This window comes from Sporolactobacillus terrae DSM 11697 (assembly GCF_000648615.1).
GTDB lineage: Bacteria > Bacillota > Bacilli > Bacillales > Sporolactobacillaceae > Sporolactobacillus > Sporolactobacillus terrae.
On the sequence record NZ_JFZC01000046.1, the window covers coordinates 1 to 22,094 of the forward strand.

The window sequence follows — 22,094 nt, forward strand, 5'->3', positions numbered from 1 at the left end:
TACAAAGGGGTTCACGGCCAGGAATACAGAATTAAAGATTATCTCTAAACAAAAAAGGACCGGGCGTATTTTGCCCGGTTTTTCTTATATAAAAAGAAGCGTGTAAGTGATGAAGGAACAGGATCAGAACTGACGAGGCATTTTGCGGATATTTTTTAGGAGCGCGGCAGAAAATAAGCAAAAAAGGAGTCTTCTGCCTTGAAGAAATTCATGACCTTAATCCTTAGTTGCTCCGTCCTCTTATGTTTTTCGGGTACTGCTGAAGCAAAAAGTACGCTGCCTGCCAAGTTGCCTGAATCGGTGATCGATATTTCAAAGGAGAATACCTACCCGAATCCAGCTCACGATACTTCTGAGCTCGTGCCGAGCGCCCATACCAAGGCATTGCTCAAATCCGCAAATGAAACGATCGAGAATCCAATTCTGATCAAACTGCTAAACGAATCGGCGCTTCATCCATCGAAATGGTCGATTGGTTATTCTGCGCGAATCTATCTTGGTGAATGGCCGCTTAACTATACATCGAAGGAAACCTCAGTGAATTGGGAATACAAGAAGATTAATGATAATGCGGCAGACGCCCGCGGCAGCAAAAGCAGCCAGCAAATCGGCTATCTGCAAGAAGTACAAGCAAAGGTGAATGGCGGTTTGACCTCTGATATTCCAAAGAAAGAAGAAGCCAGCCAGCTAATCTTAGCAAAAACAATGAAAAAAACGCATCTTCCGATTTCCTTTTCGACGATCATCGGTGCCGGAACGAAAATTGATCGTCCGTATCAAGTGCCGTCAAAACGAATTGGCCACCTCTATGGTTACGTGCCGGCAGTTAATGAACGCGGAAAAATTACGTATGGAGAAGTTTTCCTCGTTTTAAAAGGCGGCAGGGCACACATTGAGGTTAAAAACATCATGCAGCAAGGAATCGGAGCCTGGATGCCGATTACCGATCATCTGTCACTGCGCTACGTCGCACAATAAACCGATACAAGCCTTTGTCTGAACCTTTTTCTTAAACTATGCTAAAGTGAAAAGAGAATGGGAGACGGAGGTGCTCACTATGGGACGAGCGACGCATTCGAAAGCAGATCAAGTGATCTATTTAAAAAAACGATTCAAACTGTTGACCCAGGTTTTCGAGGCGTTCGACGCGGAGAACGTCAACGAGAGCGACTTAGCCAGTGTACTTCAGATGATGGATAATCTCGAAGTGAAGATCCGCCGCTTTCGTGAAGATTGGATCGAGAATCGAACAGAAAAATAAGGAAAACATAAAAGACGCGAAAACGGTCACGCTAAGGATATGGAGGGTGATCGTGTGAAAAAAATCGCGTTGGTACTCTTCGTCGCTCTGTTTGGGCTTGTTATCGATCCATTTGGCGCGTTTGCAAAGGACTGGTATTTCAAGCCTGCGAAAAATCATCAACCAGCGACGACAGAACCAGAATATGAAGCTTTATTAAAGAAATATGATGGGATCTATATAGGCGATCCATCGAAAAAGGAATTGTTTTTGACGTTTGACAATGGGTATGAGGCCGGCTATACGGCACACATACTCGATACACTGAAAAAAGAACATGTCCCGGCAACGTTCTTTATCACCGGTCATTATATTTCCGACCAGCCTGAGCTCGTGAAACGGATGGTAAACGAAGGACATATCATCGGCAACCATTCGTGGAGTCATCCGGATTTGGCGAAAATCAGCGATACAAAATACAAAAAAGAATTAGCTAAGTTGAAGGCGCGCTACACGAAGTTAACCGGGAAAACCGAGATGAACTATTTGCGTCCGCCAAGAGGCACTTTCAGCGAGCGGTCGCTCAAGCTTGGTCATGATGAAGGGTATATTAATGTATTTTGGTCTGCAGCCTATCGCGACTGGCTGCGTGATCAGCAACATGGCGCTGATTACGCCTATGACCACATTATGAAACGCATGCACCCAGGCGCCGTTATTCTGCTTCATACGGTTTCCAAAGACAATGCTGAAGCCCTTCCTAAAGTTATTCATGACTTGAAAAAGCAGGGGTACCGTTTCCGTAGTTTGGATGACTTGATGGCAGAACGCGCCCTTCCCTCAAAATTTTGGTGAATCTGCTTAGATACCTCGATCCGAATAAGGATTTGAGGTATTTTTTTACAGGCCAAAAAAAGTATAAGATTCTGCCTGTCTGAGGAGGCTCGTGGCGCGTCCGCGGCAAGCGAGAAACCAAAGCGTACCCGTGCACAAGTGATGAATCAAAGCCGCAGCAAAAGGAACCTTTCTGATTGTAAAGGAACTTTCCTAAAGGAACTTTAAGGAACTTTAAGGAACTTTAAGGAACTTTCGCTAAGTGCGCATACGTCCTGTATGCAACACGAAAGCCATCACATCCTGTGAAAGTACGTCCTGTATGCAATGCGAAAGCCACCGCATCCTGCGGAGGTAAGGACCGGGCGCTTTTTGCTCGGTTTTTCTGTCGATTTGTAAAAAAAAGTTGTAAAAAAAGTTAAGAACAGTATCCACAACGTTATCCACAGATTTGACAAATAGAAAGGTGGGATAAATAGACGATTTACGTCATTAATCCACATAATCCACAATGATTTCGTGATTAATTAACAAAAAAATACACATTTTTACATCCCGTTAATAAAGGATTTTTGGAGGTTATCCACTTATCCACAGAGTTATTGACATTTGCACAACGTATGATCTCGCAAATTCTGAAATATAAATTTAATGAATCGGTGAAAAATAGGCTGGTGCATTAAATTTTTATGAAAAAACGGCTTTTTTTGCTCTTGCTGTTCTTTGCGTTCAATGCATGCATGGGTTTGTGCTATGATATTGATAAAAGTGCTGGAGGATTGATCGATGACGGTGATCACCAGGATACGTACGAATGAAAAAGAACGCGGCTTTTTTGTCGTGGATTTGGCAAGCGATGACGGTCAGAAGCAAAGTTTGGATGTTCATGAGGACGTCCTTGTCCGGGAGGAACTGCGCAAGGGACTTGAGTTGTCGCCGCAAAAACTTAAGCGACTACTTCATGAGGCGTCGGGAATCTTGGCTTATAATGCGGGGGTGCGCTATCTCTCCTATCGGATGCACAGTGTGTCTGAAATGAAGCGCTATTTACAAAAAAAGGAGTTTGGCACGCAGCAAGTGACTTATGCTATCGACCGTTTGAAACATGAGAATTTGCTGGATGACGAAGTCTTTGCGGATTCCTTTATCCGAACGCGGATTCGTACTTCGACCAAGGGACCGCAGCTGATCTATCGCGAATTGCTGCAATCGGGCGTTTCACAATTGATCGCTTCGCGCGCGGATCGACTGTTTCCTGTTGAGGAACAACTTGAACATGCACGCAGGTATTTAGCAAAGCAAACGTCATCGGTTAAAAATAAAAAATCAATGATGGAAGGACGGCTTGTTCTTGCCAGACGGCTGATGCAGCATGGGTATTCACGTGAGATCAGTGATCAGGTTCTTGAAGAGATCACAGACTTTCTAGAGGAAAACGAACGAAATGCGCTGACCGCTCAAGCAGAAAAGGCGATGAAAAAGTACAAGAAGTTTTCCGGTCGCGATTTTACATTAAAAGTGAAAAACTATTTGTATCAAAAAGGATTTCCACTTGATTCAATTAATGCTTTTTTAAGCGAGCGCATCAACGATATATGAATAAAACAACATGAAAAAGGGCTTCTGACATTCATTCAGAAGCCCTTTTCATTCCAAATTGATCAGGAATTGACCTGAGCTAACACTAATTTCTTACGTAGTTTGCGTTCACTGAATACCCAGCCTGTATAGGAACTTTGCACCTTTAGATGATGATCCAGCCAGACCGTCGCGGTGAACGGATAGGTTCCCTTTGAATAGTACCTTAGATCCGTAAACTGAATGACCCAGTGGTTGTTGCGCTGCTCAATGGACCAATGATAGATGGGCGAAAAGGACAGGAAGGCACGCACATTTTTATCATGTGCAGCTGCCTGAATCATTTCGTTGTTTAAATCAATCGGCATCCGATCAAATCGGTCGATCAGCTCTAAGCGTTTACCGCTGATTTTTCCGACATAGTAGTATTTTTCGCTTTCCGCTGCCACATGATAATGAGACCAGCGCATGGTCGGGGACAAATAAACCTTGGTTAGTCCGGGCAGCTGCTGCTTCACATCATTTATGACTTGGTGATGATAAAAGCCGCGGAGCACATAGTACACAACAAGCATTGCATCGATGACGATAAAGGTGACGCCCGCGTGACCAAGCGATTGCCAGATGGCAAATCCGAGAAGATGCATACTAAAAATAAACGGATCAAAGATATTGATGGTCCCCAGTGCAACCCATTTTCCCGTAAACGGGCGAACCGCTTGCGTTCCATACGCATTGAAGATATCGACAAAGACATGAGTGGCGACGGCCGTCAACGTCCAGATCAACAATCCGCTAGGGTTTGCACTTGGAAACATTGCTAAGAGGATCGCCGTAAGAAGCAACGGCCAAAGCAGTGTTGCCGGAATCGAGTGGGTCATCCCGCGATGATTGCGGATGTAAGCCGCATTGTTTTTTAATTTCAGAGCCGTGTCAATGTCGGGAATCACTGAACCTGCGACAACGCCGACCATGACCGCTTGGTAAGTCAGCGGACTCTGCGCGACGGCGGGATCCATGGTTGCGAGTCCCGCTAAGCCAAACCCCATAACAATATGAGTCGCTGTATCCATGAAAAAATTATGTCCTCCCTCTTAAATGAAGAAATCCCTTTTTTCAATGACACGAAGTTGTGTTAATACTTTTATTGTCACACAAAATCAAGGATAATGAAAGGGATATTTGTGCCAATTCAGAGGGAAAATGGAACGAGAAGGGTTGAAAAGAATGAAGGAACAGCAAATACAGCAATTTAATCACGATTTGCTGGATTGGTTTCACCGTAAAGGGCGTAGGCTCCCTTGGCGTAAGACAGATAATCCTTATTATATCTGGATATCCGAAGTGATGCTTCAACAAACTCAAGTGAATACGGTAATTCCTTATTATAACCAATTCATCAAAAAATTTCCTACACCAGAAGCATTAGCAGATGCACCGGAACAAGAGGTGCTCAAATCATGGGAGGGACTTGGTTATTACTCGCGCGCCCGCAATCTTCAGAAAGGTGTACGTGAGATGGTTGCCACCTACAACAGTGAACTTCCGAAAAATAAGTCGGACCTTTTGTCTTTAACGGGGATTGGACCTTATACAGCATCCGCATTAATGAGCATGGCCTATCATGAACCTGAGCCGGCGATTGATGGTAATTTAATGCGCGTCCTCTCGCGCATCTTTTTAATTGATGATGATATTGCGAAGCAAAAAACACGTAAGAAATTTGAAAAGCTAGCAAGCGATTTAATTGTCCAAACAGAACCTGCGTCTTTTAACCAAGCCTTGATGGACCTTGGTGCAATGGTCTGCAGACCGAAGATTGCCGATTGCTCGCAGTGCCCAATCAGCAGCCATTGCCGCGCTTATGAAGAAGGGGTGCAGCTGGAATATCCGGTCAAGAGCGGCAAAGCGAAACCAAGAATGCTTCACTATGCGGTGCTGCTTCTTCTCGATGAACAGGGACGTTTCTTAGTGGAACAACGGCCCGACAGTGGACTTCTTGCCGGAATGTGGCAATTTCCAATGCTTTCGCTTGACGAATACGAAGATGAACAGCAGCAGCAGGCATATAGTCGGGAACGCTTTCAATGCAGCGTCGAACCGCCGGAAGCCGCTTTTTCCTATACGCATCATTTTTCACATTTAATTTGGAAGCTGACGCTGCGGATCGGACGGACACCGTCGCAAATGAAGCTGCGGAAGAGGCAGTGCTGGGCGACAATGAATGAGTTGAAGCGTTTTCCTTTTCCGGTATCGCATCAAAAGGTTATTCGATGGATTGAAAAAAATCGACCGCTTCATACATAACTTTTGCCATTATTGGCAATGGTATTGTGGTGGAGGTGATACGCGATGGCTAAGAATACAAACGCAAACACTGACGTAGCACAAGTAAAAAAGCAAAATGCTCAGGCTAAGAACGGCAAATCAAGCAGTGAATTTGCGAGCGAAACGGATGCTCAGCAAGTTCGTCAGCAAAATCAAAAGTCACAGCAAAAAAAGCAGTAATCACCAAACGTGCGTATGCGTATAAGGACAAAAAAAGCCTTGTTCCAAAAAATGGAACAAGGCTTTTTTTAAAGAAAATAATTTTAGTGTTCTCCGTTATTCTTGTGAGCTTTCTTGTTAAAAAATATTACATGAATGGAACAAGATGATATAATAGCCAAGTACGAGGAGGTGAATTGTTAAAAATGAGTGACCCAGTATTGAAGGTTGAAGGATTGAAGACGTCTTTTTTTACTGATGATGGCGAGGTTCCCGCGGTCGGTGGAATTGACTTCGAAGTAAAAGAAGGAGAAATTCTTGGCATCGTCGGCGAGTCCGGCTGCGGAAAAAGTGTGACCTCGCTTTCTATCATGGGACTGCTGCCCTCACCTCCGGGAAAGATTGTCGGAGGACATATCTATTATCAAGGTGAAGACATCAGTCATGCGAAAGAATCGAAAATGAGAAAACTGCGTGGAAACGAGATTGCGATGATCTTTCAAGAACCGATGACCTCGCTTAATCCTGTTTTTACAATTGGCGAACAACTCGAGGAAGCCATAAAACTACACAATCAGCGTTTACCAAAAAAAGAGATTGAGAATCGTTCGGTAGAACTGTTAAAGCGTGTCGGTCTGCCTAGAGCAAAGGAATTGCTTAAAGAATATCCTCATGAACTTTCCGGCGGGATGCGTCAGCGTGTGATGATCGCGATCGCCATGTCCTGTAATCCAAAGGTTCTGATCGCCGATGAACCGACAACGGCGTTGGATGTGACGATTCAGGCGCAAATTCTTGACTTGATGATCAAGCTGAATAAGGAAACCAACACGGCGATTATTATGATCACCCATGATTTAGGCGTTGTTGCGCAAATGTGTCAGCGAGTCGTCGTGATGTATGCGGGCAAAATTGTTGAAGAAGGACCGGTTAAGGATATATTCAACCATCCAAAGCATCCGTACACGGAGGGATTGATTCAATCAATTCCGGATTTGCACGGAAAAAAAGAACGTCTCTACACAATAAAAGGCAGTGTGCCAAAGCCCGGATCGATTACGAAAGGCTGTCTGTTTGCGCCGCGCTGTGAATTTGTCATGGATAAATGTCGGGTGAACACCCCGGAATTATCCGGAGGCGAGCATAAATCGCGTTGCTTTCTTCATCAGGAGCAAGGCAGAAAGGAAGTCCGCACATGATTGAATCGCTGTTACACGTTGAGAATCTCAAAAAATATTATCCAATTAAAGGCGGGAAATTTGGACGAGTATCCGAAACCGTTCGTGCTGTCGACGGCGTGAGTTTTTCGGTTCGCGAAGGCGAAACGCTAGGGATTGTCGGCGAATCAGGATGCGGGAAGTCGACGACCGGTCGGATGATCATGCGCTTGATTGAGCCAACAGAGGGAAAAATCGTGTTTCAAAACCGAAACCTTATGAATCTCTCAAAAAAAGAGATGCGAAAAGCGCGCAAAGACATTCAGATGATTTTTCAGGATCCGTTTGCTTCTCTAAATCCCCGGCATACGGTTGAACATATCATTGAAGAACCAATGATTGTGCATAACATCGGCGATCGAAAGGAACGTAAAGCGCGTGTTGAAGAATTGCTGGAACTTGTCGGACTGAGCAGTTACCATGCAAAACGCTATCCGCATCAGTTCAGTGGCGGACAGCGCCAGCGGATAGGCATTGCGCGCGCCCTCGCCGTGCGTCCTAAGGTGATCATTGCCGATGAACCGGTTTCTGCGCTCGATGTTTCGGTACAGTCTCAAGTGTTGAACCTGCTTAAAGATCTGCAGGAAAAATTCAACCTCACTTATATTTTTATTGCCCATGATTTAAGTGTTGTCCGTCATATCAGCGACCGGGTTGGTGTGATGTATCTCGGCAAACTGGTTGAACTCTCAGAGAGTGAGCGGCTGTACGATGATCCGAAACATCCGTATACAAAAGCGCTGCTCTCTTCTGTTCCCGTGCCGAATCCGAATGTACAAACGGAGCGAATGATACTGCAAGGCGATGTCCCAAGTCCTGCACATCCACCGGCAGGCTGCAGTTTTCATGACCGCTGCCCGTTTGCAATGGATATCTGTTCTAAAGAACGGCCGCATTTGAAAAAGCTTGAAGACGGCAGGCTGGTTTCCTGCCACTTATACGATTAAGCCAGGCAGCAGCAATTTCGCAAGCAGCACCAGCTGCCGGTGCTCAAAGAGAGGTGAATACATATGTTCTATTATTCCGTGAAACGCATACTGATGCTGATTCCGGTTCTGCTTGGCATGACGCTGATTGTCTTTGCAATCATTCATGCGATTCCGGGAAATCCGGCACTGACCATTCTCGGCACAAAAGCATCACCGGAAGCTGTTCGACAGTTGAATCAGTCATTGGGACTGGATAATCCTTGGTATGTTCAATATTTTTCCTATTTGAAAGATATATTGACTGGAGATTTGGGAACGTCGATTCAGACTCATGCGCCGATTGCAAGCGAGATTTGGCCGCATTTGGCTGCAACGATTGAGCTGTCGTTTGTCGCAATGATCATTGCGATTGTTGTTGGGATCAATGCTGGTATTATCAGTGCATGGAAACAAAACTCGGTGTTCGACTATACGGCGATGATCCTTGCGCTTATCGGTGTGTCGATGCCGGTGTTCTGGCTCGGGCTGCTTGAACAATGGGGATTCTCAATCAAATTGGGATGGCTGCCGTCAATCGGCCGCGATGATATCCGTAACGGTGTCGATCCTATTACGAATCTTTATTTGATTGATACACTTTTGCAAGGACGTCTGGACCAGTTCTGGATGGTCATTCGTCATATGATTTTGCCCTCCATTGCCTTGGCAACCATTCCAACGGCAATCATCGCGCGAATGACACGCTCCAGTATGCTTGAAGTACTGAAATCCGACTATATTCGTACCGCCAAGGCAAAAGGACAGCGGATGGTTTGGATCGTGTACAAATACGCGTTGAAAAATGCGTTTATCCCGATTTTAACGGTTATCGGACTTCAGACTGGACTGCTGCTCGGCGGTGCTATTTTGACGGAAACGATCTTTGGCTGGCCGGGTGTCGGTTTGTACATCTACAACGCCATCCAGTACCGCGATTATCCGGTGATCCAATCCGGAATTTTGATTATTGCCTTCATTTTTGTCATGGTCAATTTCATTGTCGATTTGCTTTATGGACTCATTGATCCGCGTATCAAGTACAAATAAGCCAAATTGATCGAAACAAATCTTCTAACACTAATTGAGAAAAGGAGGTGTCAAGAATGCCGCAAACTGCTCAAGTACATGCTGAAACGCGTGCCGCGAAAGAAAGAAGCCCATTTGTGAACGCAATCAGTGAATTTTGGAAATCCTATCGCAAGAACAAACCGGCTTTGTTTGGGACAGGCATTATCCTTGTCTTTATCCTTCTCGCCATTTTTGCCAACTTTATTGCGCCTCAAGGGATCAATGATCAAAATATAACCAATAAACTGCAGGCGCCATCAGCAGCACATTGGTTTGGCACGGATGATTTCGGCCGCGATATTTTCAGTCGTATCTTATTTGGTGCTCGGCTTTCGCTGCGTGTTGGCTTTCTCGCGGTGATCGGATCGATTGTTGTCGGAACCTTGCTTGGTATTCTGGCCGGCTATTTTGGAAAAGTACTGGACGTTGTCATTTCGCGTCTGTTTGATATTTTGCTTGCTTTCCCAAGTATCCTGCTTTCGATTGCGATTGTTGCCATTCTCGGGCCGTCGCTTAATAATGCATTGGTTGCGATTGCAATTGTCAACGTACCGGTGTTTGGCCGTCTTGTTCGTTCGCGCGTGCTGACGGTAAAAGAGGAAGAATATGTTGTTGCTGCGCGCTCGATCGGTATGGGCGACATGCGCATCATTTTCCATCATATTCTTCCGAACAGTATTGCACCGATTATTGTACAAGGAACATTGAACATTGCGACTGCCATTCTCGATGCCGCTGGTTTAGGTTTTCTGGGAATGGGCGCTGAGGCGCCGCTTCCGGAATGGGGCAAGATGCTGTCCGATTCAAGGGAGTATATTCAGAACGCGCCATGGACCGTACTGTTTCCGGGACTTGCCATTGTCCTTGTCGTCGTCGGGTTCAACCTGATTGGCGATGGGCTGCGCGATGCACTCGATCCGCGGATGAAAAACTAAGTGAACAAATTCTGAGTATTTCTATTGTTTTCTTGTGAAATTATCAGATTAGCTATACAATATTTAAGATTTGTTTTAGAAATATAGATTAGGGGGATTCACATGAAAAAGAAGTATTACAGCGCAGCGTTTGCACTCATTCTATCACTTGCGCTTGTGCTGACCGGTTGCGGCAGCAGCGGCTCTTCAAGCAATTCAGACGCAAACAAGACGCTTGTCTTTGGCCGCGGTGCAGACACAACATCGCTTGACCCGGCTGTGGTTACAGACGGCGAATCATTCCGTATCTCGCAGAATATCTTTGAAACGCTCGTTTCTTATGATTATAAGAATCAGTCGACAAAGATCAAGCCAGGTCTTGCTGAAAGCTGGAAGATTAGTGATGACGGCAAAACGTATACGTTCACGCTCCGCAAGGGCGTTAAATTCTCCGACGGCAGTGCATTCAACGCCGACGCAGTTGTTTACAACTTCGATCGTTGGATGAACGGCAAGGCATCTGGAAAATTCGCTTATTTCCCGTCCATGTTCGGCGGCTATAAGGGCGACAATAGCCTGATTATTGATCGTGTTAAGGCACAGAATGCCACGACGGTTGTCTTTACTTTGAAGAGACCTTCTGCACCATTCCTGCAAAACTTGGCAATGTCTCCATTCGCCATTTCAAGTCCGAAAGCCATTAAAAAATATGGTGACAAATATGGTCAATCTGCCGGCGTAGGTACCGGTCCTTATGTATTTAAGAGCTGGAAGAAAAACAACACAATTACGTTGACAAAGAACAAAAACTACTGGCAAAAAGGTCTTCCAAAACTTGATTCAATTATTTTCAAAGTCATTCCGGATAACAGCGCGCGTTTGAACGCATTGAAGAATGGCGAAATTGATCTTATGGACGGCTTGAACCCAAGTGATATCGATGGCATTAAAGGCAACAAGGATTTCCATGTTTACTATCGTCCGCCGATGAACGTTGCTTATCTCGGCTTTAACGTAACGAAGAAGCCATTTGACAACAAGAAGGTTCGTCAGGCACTGAACATGGCGGTTGACAAGGAAGCGCTGAACAAAGCGTTCTACAATGGACAAGCTGAACCGGCAAAGAACCCAATGCCTCCAGTACTTCTTGGATTTGCTAAGGATCTTAAGGATTATCCATATGACCTGAAGGCAGCGAAGAAATTGCTGGCTGAAGCTGGTTATCCAAATGGGTTCACGACAACGTTGTATACGATGTCCAACCCGCGTGACTACATGCCGCAGCCTGCGAAAACAGCTGAAGCCATTCAAGCAACTTTTGGTAAAATCGGCGTGAAAGTCAAAATCGAAAACGTTGAGTGGTCTTCTTACATTGAAAAGCTGCAAAAAGGCGGCGCGCCAATGTACTTGATGGGCTGGATCGGCGACAATGGTGACCCGGACAACTTCCTCTATACGCTGCTTGATAAAGACAGCGTTGGTACGAACAACTTATCGTTCTACAAGAATGATGAATTGCACAAGATTTTTACTCAAGCACAATCTGAAACGGATAATGCAAAACGTGCGGCGCTGTATGTCAAAGCACAAGAGATTATTCATGAAGATGCCCCTTGGGTACCTCTTGAATATGCAAAAGCAGCACTAGTTGGTAAGAGCACGATCTCCGGATTCGCTCCAAGCCCAACAGGGACAGAACCACTAAGTGATGTAACCGTAAAATAATTTTCGATAACGAAACAAAACCCGCAGTCGTTAAACACGGCTGCGGGTTTTGTTTTGGTCATCACCGGGAAACATCGCCGGTTATTGCGTCAGTTTATGCTGAAATGCATAGATGACCGCTTGCGTGCGGTCTTGGACCTCAAGTTTGCTCAGAATATTGCTGACGTGAACTTTTACCGTTTTTAAAGCAATGAACAGCTCATCAGCAATTTCTTGATTGCTTTTGCCGCGTGCCATCAGCAGCAGCACTTCCATTTCTCGATTGGTCAGATCGTCATGCAGCGCTTTATCCGATCTGTGCTTCATGCGCGCCATAACTTTTTCTGTGACTTCCGGCTCGAGGACGGATTGACCGTTGTAAGTCGAACGAATTGCTTTTGCAATGTCGCTTGCTTTTGAGGTTTTCAGCAAATAGCTGGTTGCACCGGCTTCAATAGCCGGATATACTTTGTCATCATCAAGAAAACTAGTGACAATGATGATTTTGGCTTGCGGCCATTGGTCGATAATTCGTTTCGTTGCTTCAATTCCATCGACCTCTTCCATGACCAGATCCATCAAGACGATATCCGGTCTCAGTTTCAGGACCAGATCAATTGCGTCGCGGCCGTTGTCCGCCTCGCCGACGACATTAATATCCGCTTGCGCGCTCAGGTATGCGGAGACACCGATACGTACCATTTCGTGATCATCAACAAAGACAACATTAATCATTGTTTTCATCCCTTTCAAGGAGCGGCACTTTAATTTCCAGACTAGTGCCTTTATCCGGAACGCTCACGAGTTTAATTTGCGCCCCGATCTGTGCGGAACGTTCGTTTATGTTCTGCAGCCCATAGGAGCCTGGTTTTGTTTTCTTTGCATCGAATCCGATGCCGTCATCGGTCACGCGGAGGATGACAAACCCTTCACGCTTAATCAGCAGAACATCGAGGCTGTGCGCTTTGGCATGGCGAAGCGTGTTGGACACCGTTTCCTGGAGAATGCGGAAGAGCTGATCTTCAATCCCGCGCTTTAGCGAGACCGGTTCGATACTGGCGTTAATGGTCATCGGTACCTTTTGTTTCAATTCAAGCAGCAGTTCTTCCATCCCTTGCTTGAGCGCTTTGCCGTGCAGCTGTACCGGCCGTAAATGAAGGAAGAGCGCCCGCATTTCCAGCTGTGATTGGTGTATGGTCTGCTCCACAAGTTTTAATTGTTTTCCTTCCGGATCATCGGTGTTGGGGCGCAGTTCATTAATGGTTGACATGAGCATTGAGGCAGCGAACAGTTGCTGGCTGACTGAATCGTGAAGCTCGCGGGCAAGCCGATTACGTTCCTCTGAAACAATCTTTTGGATTGCTTTTTCTTCAATCTCTGCCTTGTCGCTTACGGTTTGTTGCGCTGCTTTTGTGAGCGCGCTCATTTTCGTGCTTAGCTGCTTCACGCGGTTCATGACCGGCTCGATCTCGGCTGAACGCGCAGAAAAGGACGCAGCCGCATGGCTTCCTTGACTTAGCTGATCCATCGCGTCACGGATCATCGCCAGCTGGCGGCGCCAATACATCCCTGAAAGCAGCCCGGCAATTCCGCCGACAAATAATGAAAGGATCGGTACGATAAAGAGAAACGGAAGATGCCAGATTTGCCGGCTCCATAACAGCGACCAGTTCGGAAGCGGAAAAGCAAACAGGAACAAAGCGCCAAACAAGATCAGGCAGACAAATGCGAAGCAGGTTCCGGTGACGATCTGGCGTTGAACCACGTTCATACGCGCTGCACCTCCAGACTGCCGGCAAATGCAGAAATCATAATTTTTACCTTTTGCTCTGCTTGCTCATAACCCTCAGTCTGAAGAATCCGTGTATCATGAATCAGCTGAACTTCGTGATGATCGAAGAAATCGACCTTGCCAAGCACCACGGAATAGTGAAGTGCAGTTTCAACGCCATAGGGCACGAGAATGCGCACTCTACCGGCAAGATGGCGGATAAAGATCACCGATTCCTTCTTCGGCAGAATGGTGCGGCTAAGATCAATGATCGTATCCCCGGCACCGGTCTGAATATTGATGTCCTGCCATTCGAAATCATGATCCGGTGTTTCTTGACTGCCGAACCATTTATTGCGCAGCAGCGGCATGCGAACGGAAACGTGCTCCGAGCCGTTTCCAGGATGTTCCATGTCCGGTATGATCCGTGTCGGATGCTTCTTTTTTTGGATGAAATCGATCAGATAGCAAATGAAAAGCGCAATGATGAAGAGCTTAAAGACGAGCAGGTTCAAGAGTGTAAACCCAAGCCCAATCAAGCCGACCCAGAAGAGGATTTTTCCCTTTTGGGTTCGGCGATGGTTGCGCCCATAGTAGATTATGGCCCCGAATAAAAGGGTAGGGAAAAGAAATTCCCAGCCTTCAAAGAGTGTTTGAACGATTATGAGAAGCAGGCAGATCATCATGAACCAGCTGTATCGATCTTTTTTCAGTTGCTCGAACATGGTGCATCATCTGCCTTTCTGCTCTGTATATGTAGTGTGAAAAAAGGCGTTCTCCGCCTTTTTTCATTTTAACATCCTTATGTGGGTCAAGCGAGCGCGTTAAGACGGATTAATTTGCTTTATTTTGCTCAAGTTCGCGTTCGATTTCTCGGATACGCGCATCGATTGTATTATGGTGGTAGTTGCTCGTGACTCTCTGTTCCAGCCGCTCCAGATACAGTTCGCTTTCCTCGAATTTAGAAAAGGATTGCCCGAATGCACGCTCTGGATGGACGACCGTATTCATCCGATTGTTGATGTTTGCAATGTTTTCGCGACTCATCAGTTCCATCCGTTTTAAATGCATGTCCTTCAATTTACGTTTCATGGTCGCATACTTTTGCTCGAGCTGATCTAATTGCTTCACTGTTGTATCATAGGCATTCTTAAGACGTTCGGCCTTCTGCCTGTAATCGTCATGTTCTTTCTCAGCGAATTCCTGCAGCTCGTTCTCCGATGCGCGCGCGGCGATTTCCGCCTGGTGCTGACGTCTCGCTGCCATTTCTGAAGCTTCATGGTACGCTTTGATGAACTGATCTTTGAGCAGATATTGGCGATCAATTAATTCACGCACGCGTTTAACTTCTTTTTCACAGCTGCGCAAATGTTGATTGAGCATCGCAATCGGGTTTTTTTGTTCTTTTTGATCGAGCATATCATTAAGATCTGCAGAAATTGAGTCCTTTAATCGGGTAAAGAGATTACTCATTGTCAGTTGCTCCTTTATATGGATGATTTGTTTGCAAATTCTTTCCATTCTTTTTCAAAGTTGTCAAAGGGATCTTTAGGTTGTGGATCGGCTGTTTTATCGTTCTTTAGTGCTTTATAAGCGACGTAAATTCCGGCAAGCGCAGCCACACCGATTAGTGCCGGAACATTGCCGAGTGAGAAACAAAGGGCGATGATGCCGATGATGCCCCAAAAGAGCTTCACTCCGGTTGAATCTGTTCGGGTAAACTTCTTGAAGGCGAAGTAGAGCACCGCCAAGCTGATGATTAATCCGATCAGCGGTCCCACTTGTGTAAGCAGGATGATCAGGCTGACCGCTCCGAGCAAGTACAAGGCAATTTTTTTCATGTATGTGATCCTCCTTTCCATGACTTAATCATAGAAAAAAGATGCGGCGAGGATAATGAGCCGTAGCAGTATCTTATGATAAGTCTTTGGACTTAGCGGCAGCAAGCATCGGATCAAATAAAGAGGGCGTCTCAAAAGTCAGCGATCGACTTTTGAGACGCCCTTTCAGGGTATGGGATTGATGTAGGACCACGAGCCAGCCTTCTGATTGCCTGATTAGTTCATTTGATTTGCTTTTTGGTGGAACGCTTGGTAGCTGGTAACTAAGCGATCAAGATGTTCGATATGCTGATTGTAATCAATGATGGTTGAAATGAGCGGAAGCAGATCCAGCCATTCATCCGTTTTTTCGGTAGAAAGATGAGAGAAGAACAAACGGGCAAGCGTTGCGCTTTGCTTATAGTCTTTCCGCGCTTGCTCTTCATGACGCTTGCGACGAATTTTTCCATCAAATTTCAGCAGCACGCGCTCGTGGTAGGTCATTAAGCCGCTGAGCTGGATGCGGAGCGATTCACGGAAACCATCTGGAAGCAGGCGGAAGGCATTCTCATTGCGATCCAATTCGTTCAATAGATGGTGCAGCAACTGCGTCACATGAATCATTTCACGGAAAATGACCGTTCGCCGCAATTTAACCGATTTGATCCGCTTGCGAAAGGCACGCTCTTCTTTATACCAATGGTAATAGTTTTCGATTTTGAGCTTCCTGCTGTCGAGCTCAGCCATTTCCTGTTTGATTTTTCGATTATCCGAAGTTCCGCCGCTCAGCAGACGTGTCCATTTAATCAGCTGCGTCGTTTGCGTTAGAATCTGAGTGTAGAGCGTATTTTCATAATGAGGCGGGAAAATCAGCAAATTGACTAAAGTTGCTGAGATGACGCCAATACAGATCATGGAAAAACGGCGGATCCCTTCATAAAGGAAGGCAACATTGTCGCTCATACCGCTCGACATAATGAAGATCACGGTGACCATGGTCAGAGTCAGTGTGTGATGCAAATTAAATTTAAGATGCAGCGCGATCACAAACACAACGCTCAGACCAACGACGATCGGTGTATCACCGAAGAAAATGACGGCGGCAACGGCAATCAGTGCACCAATCAGATTCCCATAGATGTTTTGGATCATCGCGTGGATGGAACGCTGAACCGAAGGCCGCGTGGTCATTGCCGCAGCAACGCCGGCCATGATTGGCGACGTCATGCCTAATGCCATTGCAGTCATCAAGGCAAGCGTCACGGCAACACCGGTTTTCAAGCTGCGTGCGCCTAAGTGCATAACGGTCGGCCTCCTTTTCATTTGATTTTACCAAAAAAAGAGCGATAAAAAAAAGAGCGGATCGACCGCTCTTCGTTCGAAGGAAGACATTACCCTTTTGCAAGCTTCGCAAACGCATCGTCTGCAGCTGCCAAAGTGTCGTCAATGTCTTTTTCCGTATGCTCGGTTGTCAGGAACCATGCCTCATATTTTGAAGGGGCAAGATTGACGCCTCTTTCGAGCATTAATTTGAAGAAACGCCCGAACAGTTCGCTGTCGGTATCTTTCGCTTCCTCATAGTTTGTGATCGGATGGTTTGAAAAATACAAGGTCATCGCTCCGCCGATCCGGTTGATCACAACAGGAAAATGGTATTTTTCTTCATTAACTGCCAGCATACCTTCTTCAAGCTTTTTGCCAAGGCGATCCATTTCTTCGTAAATACCCGGTGTTTGCAATACTTCAAGACAAGCAATTCCGCTAGCCATCGACAGCGGGTTGCCGGCCATTGTCCCAGCCTGATAGGCCGGTCCGTTCGGGGCAACTTGATCCATGATATCACGTTTGCCGCCGTAAGCGCCGATCGGAAGTCCGCCACCGATGATCTTGCCCATTGCTGTGAGATCCGGAGTGACGCCCAAATAGTTCTGGGCACCGCCGTACATGAAACGGAAGTTGGTAATCACCTCATCATAAATGACGAGTGCGCCTGCTTGGTGGGCAATCTCATTCACCGCTTCAAGGAATCCGGGTTGCGGACGTACCATACCGAAGTTTCCGACGATCGGTTCAACGAGTACGGCTGCAATTTGTGATCCCCATTTTTCAAACGCATGCTGTAGTGTGTCCACATTATTGAACGGTACCGTGAGCACTTCTTGCGCGGTGCTTTCGGTGACGCCGGCTGAATCCGGAGAGCCAAGCGTTGACGGACCGGAACCTGCGGCGACGAGTACGAGGTCAAAGTGGCCATGGTAGCTACCGGCAAATTTCAAGATGATTTTTCTGCCGGTAAAGGCTCGAGCAACCCGTACGGTCGACATAACGGCCTCTGTACCGGAGTTGGTAAAACGCACTTCATCGAGGGAAGGAATTCCTTTCTTCAACATTACGGCCAGTTCGGTTTCCAGTCGTGTCGGCGTTCCGTAGAGTACACCGCGTTCGGCCTGCTTCTTGATCGCTTCTGTAATATGCGGATGCGCGAATCCGGTAATAATCGGTCCATACGCCGCCAGATAATCTATGTAACGGTTGCCGTCTTCATCCCAGAAGTAGGCGCCTTTGCCTTTTTTCATGAAAACTGGAGCGCCGCCGCCGACTGCAGCGTAGGCACGGGAAGGGCTGTTGACGCCTCCGACAATATTTTCGAGAGCTTCTGCATAGAGTTTTTCAGAAGTTTGCGTATTCATTGCGATTAATCTCTCCTTAACCTGTTCTAGGTTCTTTTTTGCTCCCCATAAGTATCCAATAACAGGCAGAAAATGACAAGCAAAGCGCGTCGAAAGCTAGTCAAACATGCGGTGGTTCATCAAAAACACAAAATGTTCAAGAATACGGGCGGTCAGTCCCCATATTGTTTTCCCTTTATATTCATAAAAAGGTTCGCTGATCTGAAGGTTGCGAAACGGATAGCGCTTACCCGCTACAATCCGTTCGAAGGGAAATTCGGAATGTTTATCAACCGTAAAGTTGAGCGAATGCTTTTCAGGAATCTGCTTCATCAGCCAAGGGAGCGGGATCGTAAAGACTTCCTGTACCTCATCAGGATTTGGTTTAAGCGGTTCATCCGACTCGATGACGCCGACAAAGGGATAGAGGAACAACTCGGAGGTTGCGATGCATGTGCCCATCTGGCCAATGACCTGGATCGCCTCCTTGCGAATGCCCAGTTCTTCGATGGTTTCTCGCACCGCAGTTTCCCGCATCGATCCATCGATTTTTTCGCTTCGTCCGCCGGGAAAACAGATATCACCCGGCTGGCGCTTCAATTCGGCTGCCCTAATTTCAAGCAAAAGCGACCATGTGTTGTTTTTATAAATAAGCGGAAGGAACAGCGCAGATTTTTTTGCCGTATCCTCGCCAATGATACTGCCATCATTTTCAATTCGTCGTGTAATACTTTTTATATCCATAAGATCACCCGTGATCAATCGTTTTTACCTCTCTAGTTTATCATTTTTCGTCGCCTGCTGCCTGATTGCTGCCGAGCGGAAGCCGCTTTAGTTCACAAGTGCAGCCGCACGGGTTATTATGATGAGTAGAATGAATAATAGGAACGGGTGATGAAGTGAGGGCATTTATTCATGAAGGTACTGCGGGGATGGATGGCGCATGCTTCGCGCCGAGCTTTTCCAATCCGCCGGCGCCTAAATCCGGTGAAGTAAAGGTGAAATTGAAGGCTGTCGGACTGAATCATCGCGACCTGTTCGTGTTAACGCGGCATCAGTCAAACGATCCGGCACTGGTCATTGGTTCGGACGGAGCGGGGGTTGTCTCAGAGGTTGGCGCCGATGTTCAGAATGTGCGCGTCGGCGATGAGGTGCTGATTATCCCAAGCTTGGGTTGGCTGAAGAACACGCCTGCACCGCCGAAAGACTTTGAAATTCTCGGATTGCCGGACCATGGCACGTTTGCTGAAGAAATCGTCCTTCCAGAGGTTCAGGTCGCTGCCAAACCGGACTATTTGTCTTGGGAACAGGCCGGTGTGCTCCCGCTTTCCGCGCTGACCGGCTATCGGGCGTTGTTTACTCGAGGCGGATTAAAAGGTGGACAAACCGTCTTCATTCCGGGGATCGGGAGTGGGGTTGCGACGTATATGCTGCAAATGGCAAAGGCGGTAGGCGCAACGGCAGTCGTCTCCTCACGTAGTACTGAGAAATTGAAGAAAGCAGGGAAAATGGGTGCAGATCTGTTGCTGGATAATGACCAAGATTGGGCGGCAGCATTGAATGGAGAAAAGGTGGATCTCGTGATTGAAAGCATCGGTGCGGCAACCTTTAACCGTTCGCTTGGCATGCTTAAAAAAGGCGGTACGGTGGTTTCATTTGGCGCATCGGCAGGTGATGAGATTGTGCTTGATCTGCGCAGCTTTTTCTATAATCAATGGAATCTGCATGGCTCGACAATGGGGAGTATTGAAGAATTTCATGAAATGCTTGATTTGTTCTGCGAGCATAAGATCAAACCAATTGTCGATCGATCCTATGATCTGGAACAGACCGGCGAAGCGCTGAGTTATCTGAAACAATCGGCGCAATTTGGCAAAGTTGCAATTAAAATCAATTCATGATGACAAAGGAGAATAAGCGATATGCTGGAGACGGGTACGAAAGCACCGGATTTTACACTGCAAGAAACTAACGGTAAACCAATCACGCTGTCAGACTATAGAGGAAAAAATGTTGTTCTGTACTTTTATCCGAAAGACATGACTCCGGGATGTACGACAGAAGCTTGCGACTTCCGTGATCAGAACAGCCGTTTTGAAGAGGTGAACACGGTCGTGTTGGGCATCAGCACGGATCCGATAGAACGGCACCAGAAGTTTGCCGTCAAGCATGAGCTTCCGTTTACGCTTTTGTCCGATCCGAATCATGAAGTTGCTGAAACCTACGGCAGCTGGCAGTTAAAGAACATGTTTGGAAAGAAGTCGATGGGGATCGTGCGTTCAACGTTTGTTATGGATCGGGAAGGAACGATTCGCAAAGTATGGCCGAAAGTAAAAGTTGCCGGACATGTTGACGATGTATTTCAGTTCGTCAAACAGAATCTCGTGTAAATGAGATAGCTGATTCTCAAAAAACGCTAATAAATGACAAAAGATCAGAACGCATGTGTCGTTCTGATCTTTTCATTATGGTGTGCCCCAGTATGTTTTCTTTCAACCAAGGCAAACTAAACGTACAGGTTATATGAAAAAATTAGGAAAAAGCGCTTAACGTTGACAGGACGAGCATCAACCATGTACACTGAAGATATAATTATAACGATTGTAATTTGAGAATTGGTTTTGATAATCACATCTTTGAAAGTGAGGTGCATGACGGTGAGCGATAAACAAGTAACTGTTGAACACGCAATTGAGTTATTGAAAAGCTCCGGAGTTCGGATTACTCCGCAGCGTCATGCGATTCTGGAGTATCTCGTTATTTCCGATACACACCCGACTGCGGATGAAATTTATAAAGCGCTTGAACATAAATTCCCAAATATGAGTGTTGCGACCGTCTATAACAACCTGCGTGTATTTAAAAAAACCGGATTAGTAAAAGAATTGACCTTTGGTGATGCATCGAGCCGTTTTGATTTTTCGACCCATCGCCATTATCATGTCATTTGCAGCGAATGCGGCAAAATTGTTGATTTCTTCTATCCCGCATTAGACGAAGTTGAATCTTTAGCGGCGCAAGTGACCGGCTTTAAAGTCGATCATCATCGATTGGAAATTTACGGGGTCTGTCCGGAATGCCAAGCCAAGCAAAAGGCAAGCGATCTTTCATCGCCAGAGCACGAAGCTGCAACCTGAACTGGAAAAGCGATAACTCGTCTATGAAGTCATGCCGCGTCTTGAGCGCGGCATTTTTATATGTCCAAACCCTCCCTCTACAATGGGTTTGTTTATTTGCAGCGCATATGAGAAGGTATGCTCTACTGATTGTTCATTATAGAACGGGTGAGTTTTTCTTGTATTTGCTTCTTTGTCTTGTATCAAGAAAGACTGCTGTGGCGCTTATACGAGAGGGATAGTGCAAGAGGACTTATGCTTTGCATTGCGGAGAATCAGGCGAGGGGATAAGGGGATCGGCAATCCTATCTCAGTCGCTCCGCTTCCTTGGCATTGGCTTTTTTTGACTGTTCACAAATTTGCTCTTGACGGTTTTCATAATCCGTGCTAAATTTATTGACGTTGTCTTTTACAACATCTTGTCTGAACATGTCGGATCTTGTACATGTGTTTCAATTGAGAATAAAAAAAGTTGACACACTATCATCCGATATGGTAACATATTTCTTGTCGTTTTGATAATCTCAATTGTAAAGTCGGCAACAAAAATGCTGATTCATCGAAAAGAAGTTCTTGACAAAGAACTTTGGAAGATGGTATGATAATTGAGTTGCTGTTTGGAATGTTCCTTGAAAACTAAACAAAAGCCAAGCGTGAATAAAGGGTTTTTAAACCCCATAATCAATTCAATTTGCTATGGATCATAAT

The 22,094-nt window shown here is 46.1% G+C and carries 23 protein-coding genes; 14 read left to right on the forward strand and 9 right to left on the reverse strand.

What is annotated here, in order from left to right; genetic code table 11:
* Nucleotides 1-198 precede the first annotated feature (198 nt).
* From AA84_RS0110075 to AA84_RS0110090, 4 genes are all read left to right on the forward strand, one after another.
* Nucleotides 199-978, forward strand: a complete 780-nt coding sequence (locus tag AA84_RS0110075) for a YfkD famly protein (RefSeq protein ID WP_028977098.1) — start codon at nt 199-201, stop codon at nt 976-978.
* Nucleotides 979-1,057: 79 nt separating this feature from the next.
* Nucleotides 1,058-1,261, forward strand: coding sequence for an SE1561 family protein (locus AA84_RS0110080; protein WP_028977099.1), 204 nt, complete (start codon nt 1,058-1,060; stop codon nt 1,259-1,261).
* Nucleotides 1,262-1,315: 54 nt separating this feature from the next.
* A complete protein-coding gene (gene pdaA, locus AA84_RS0110085; protein ID WP_028977100.1) occupies nt 1,316-2,095 on the forward strand; it encodes a delta-lactam-biosynthetic de-N-acetylase in 780 nt (259 codons plus the stop codon).
* 765 nt (nt 2,096-2,860) lie between these two features.
* The gene (locus tag AA84_RS0110090; RefSeq protein ID WP_028977101.1) at nt 2,861-3,673 is read left to right on the forward strand and encodes a RecX family transcriptional regulator; all 813 of its coding nucleotides are present in this window, start codon (nt 2,861-2,863) and stop codon (nt 3,671-3,673) included.
* A 62-nt stretch (nt 3,674-3,735) separates the two neighbouring features.
* Here AA84_RS0110090 and AA84_RS0110095 read toward each other — a convergent pair whose 3' ends face one another.
* Nucleotides 3,736-4,725: a metal-dependent hydrolase gene (locus AA84_RS0110095; protein ID WP_028977102.1), complete on the reverse strand. Its 990-nt coding sequence runs from the start codon at nt 4,723-4,725 to the stop codon at nt 3,736-3,738.
* Nucleotides 4,726-4,879: 154 nt separating this feature from the next.
* Here AA84_RS0110095 and mutY point away from each other — a divergent pair, with 154 nt between their 5' ends.
* The 7 genes from mutY (at nt 4,880) to AA84_RS0110130 (ending at nt 12,031) form a co-directional block, all read left to right on the forward strand.
* A complete protein-coding gene (gene mutY / locus AA84_RS0110100; protein WP_051577934.1) occupies nt 4,880-5,959 on the forward strand; it encodes an A/G-specific adenine glycosylase in 1,080 nt (359 codons plus the stop codon).
* 45 nt (nt 5,960-6,004) lie between these two features.
* On the forward strand, nt 6,005-6,160 hold the full coding sequence (locus AA84_RS0110105; RefSeq protein WP_028977104.1) for a gamma-type small acid-soluble spore protein: 156 nt from the start codon (nt 6,005-6,007) through the stop codon (nt 6,158-6,160).
* Between the two features lie 185 nt (nt 6,161-6,345).
* Nucleotides 6,346-7,338: an ABC transporter ATP-binding protein gene (locus tag AA84_RS0110110; RefSeq protein WP_028977105.1), complete on the forward strand. Its 993-nt coding sequence runs from the start codon at nt 6,346-6,348 to the stop codon at nt 7,336-7,338.
* Nucleotides 7,335-8,303 (forward strand): ABC transporter ATP-binding protein, encoded by a 969-nt coding sequence (locus tag AA84_RS0110115; RefSeq protein WP_028977106.1) that lies wholly within the window; start codon nt 7,335-7,337, stop codon nt 8,301-8,303. Before AA84_RS0110110 ends, AA84_RS0110115 begins: the two co-directional genes overlap by 4 nt.
* Nucleotides 8,304-8,366: 63 nt before the next feature.
* Nucleotides 8,367-9,371, forward strand: coding sequence for an ABC transporter permease (locus tag AA84_RS0110120; protein WP_028977107.1), 1,005 nt, complete (start codon nt 8,367-8,369; stop codon nt 9,369-9,371).
* A 56-nt stretch (nt 9,372-9,427) separates the two neighbouring features.
* On the forward strand, nt 9,428-10,327 hold the full coding sequence (locus AA84_RS0110125) for an ABC transporter permease (RefSeq protein WP_028977108.1): 900 nt from the start codon (nt 9,428-9,430) through the stop codon (nt 10,325-10,327).
* A 102-nt stretch (nt 10,328-10,429) separates the two neighbouring features.
* Nucleotides 10,430-12,031: an ABC transporter substrate-binding protein gene (locus AA84_RS0110130; protein ID WP_028977109.1), complete on the forward strand. Its 1,602-nt coding sequence runs from the start codon at nt 10,430-10,432 to the stop codon at nt 12,029-12,031.
* A gap of 81 nt (nt 12,032-12,112) precedes the next feature.
* Here AA84_RS0110130 and AA84_RS0110135 read toward each other — a convergent pair whose 3' ends face one another.
* From AA84_RS0110135 to AA84_RS0110170, 8 genes are all read right to left on the reverse strand, one after another.
* A complete protein-coding gene (locus AA84_RS0110135) occupies nt 12,113-12,745 on the reverse strand; it encodes a response regulator transcription factor (protein ID WP_010026081.1) in 633 nt (210 codons plus the stop codon).
* A complete protein-coding gene (locus AA84_RS0110140) occupies nt 12,738-13,781 on the reverse strand; it encodes a sensor histidine kinase (RefSeq protein ID WP_028977110.1) in 1,044 nt (347 codons plus the stop codon). The genes AA84_RS0110135 and AA84_RS0110140 overlap by 8 nt, the downstream gene beginning before the upstream one ends.
* Nucleotides 13,778-14,506: a cell wall-active antibiotics response protein LiaF gene (gene liaF / locus AA84_RS0110145; RefSeq protein WP_028977111.1), complete on the reverse strand. Its 729-nt coding sequence runs from the start codon at nt 14,504-14,506 to the stop codon at nt 13,778-13,780. The genes AA84_RS0110140 and liaF overlap by 4 nt, the downstream gene beginning before the upstream one ends.
* A gap of 109 nt (nt 14,507-14,615) precedes the next feature.
* Nucleotides 14,616-15,254 (reverse strand): PspA/IM30 family protein, encoded by a 639-nt coding sequence (locus AA84_RS0110150; protein ID WP_010026077.1) that lies wholly within the window; start codon nt 15,252-15,254, stop codon nt 14,616-14,618.
* 14 nt (nt 15,255-15,268) lie between these two features.
* Nucleotides 15,269-15,622, reverse strand: a complete 354-nt coding sequence (locus AA84_RS0110155; RefSeq protein ID WP_010026076.1) for a lmo0954 family membrane protein — start codon at nt 15,620-15,622, stop codon at nt 15,269-15,271.
* Between the two features lie 216 nt (nt 15,623-15,838).
* Nucleotides 15,839-16,903, reverse strand: coding sequence for an FUSC family protein (locus tag AA84_RS0110160; protein ID WP_010026075.1), 1,065 nt, complete (start codon nt 16,901-16,903; stop codon nt 15,839-15,841).
* An 89-nt stretch (nt 16,904-16,992) separates the two neighbouring features.
* A complete protein-coding gene (locus AA84_RS0110165; protein WP_028977112.1) occupies nt 16,993-18,291 on the reverse strand; it encodes a glutamate-1-semialdehyde 2,1-aminomutase in 1,299 nt (432 codons plus the stop codon).
* A 96-nt stretch (nt 18,292-18,387) separates the two neighbouring features.
* Nucleotides 18,388-19,032: an NUDIX hydrolase gene (locus AA84_RS0110170; protein ID WP_223362287.1), complete on the reverse strand. Its 645-nt coding sequence runs from the start codon at nt 19,030-19,032 to the stop codon at nt 18,388-18,390.
* 137 nt (nt 19,033-19,169) lie between these two features.
* Between AA84_RS0110170 and AA84_RS0110175 the strand changes: the two genes are divergently transcribed.
* The 3 genes from AA84_RS0110175 to perR all read left to right on the forward strand — a co-directional run bounded on the left by AA84_RS0110175 (nt 19,170) and on the right by perR (nt 21,407).
* The gene (locus tag AA84_RS0110175) at nt 19,170-20,171 is read left to right on the forward strand and encodes a zinc-binding dehydrogenase (protein WP_028977114.1); all 1,002 of its coding nucleotides are present in this window, start codon (nt 19,170-19,172) and stop codon (nt 20,169-20,171) included.
* A 21-nt stretch (nt 20,172-20,192) separates the two neighbouring features.
* Entirely contained in the window at nt 20,193-20,660 is a 468-nt protein-coding gene (gene bcp / locus AA84_RS0110180; RefSeq protein ID WP_028977115.1) for a thioredoxin-dependent thiol peroxidase, read from the forward strand.
* Nucleotides 20,661-20,921: 261 nt separating this feature from the next.
* Complete coding sequence (gene perR / locus AA84_RS17620) at nt 20,922-21,407, forward strand: peroxide-responsive transcriptional repressor PerR (protein ID WP_037563428.1); 486 nt, start codon at nt 20,922-20,924, stop codon at nt 21,405-21,407.
* Nucleotides 21,408-22,094: the final 687 nt, after the last annotated feature.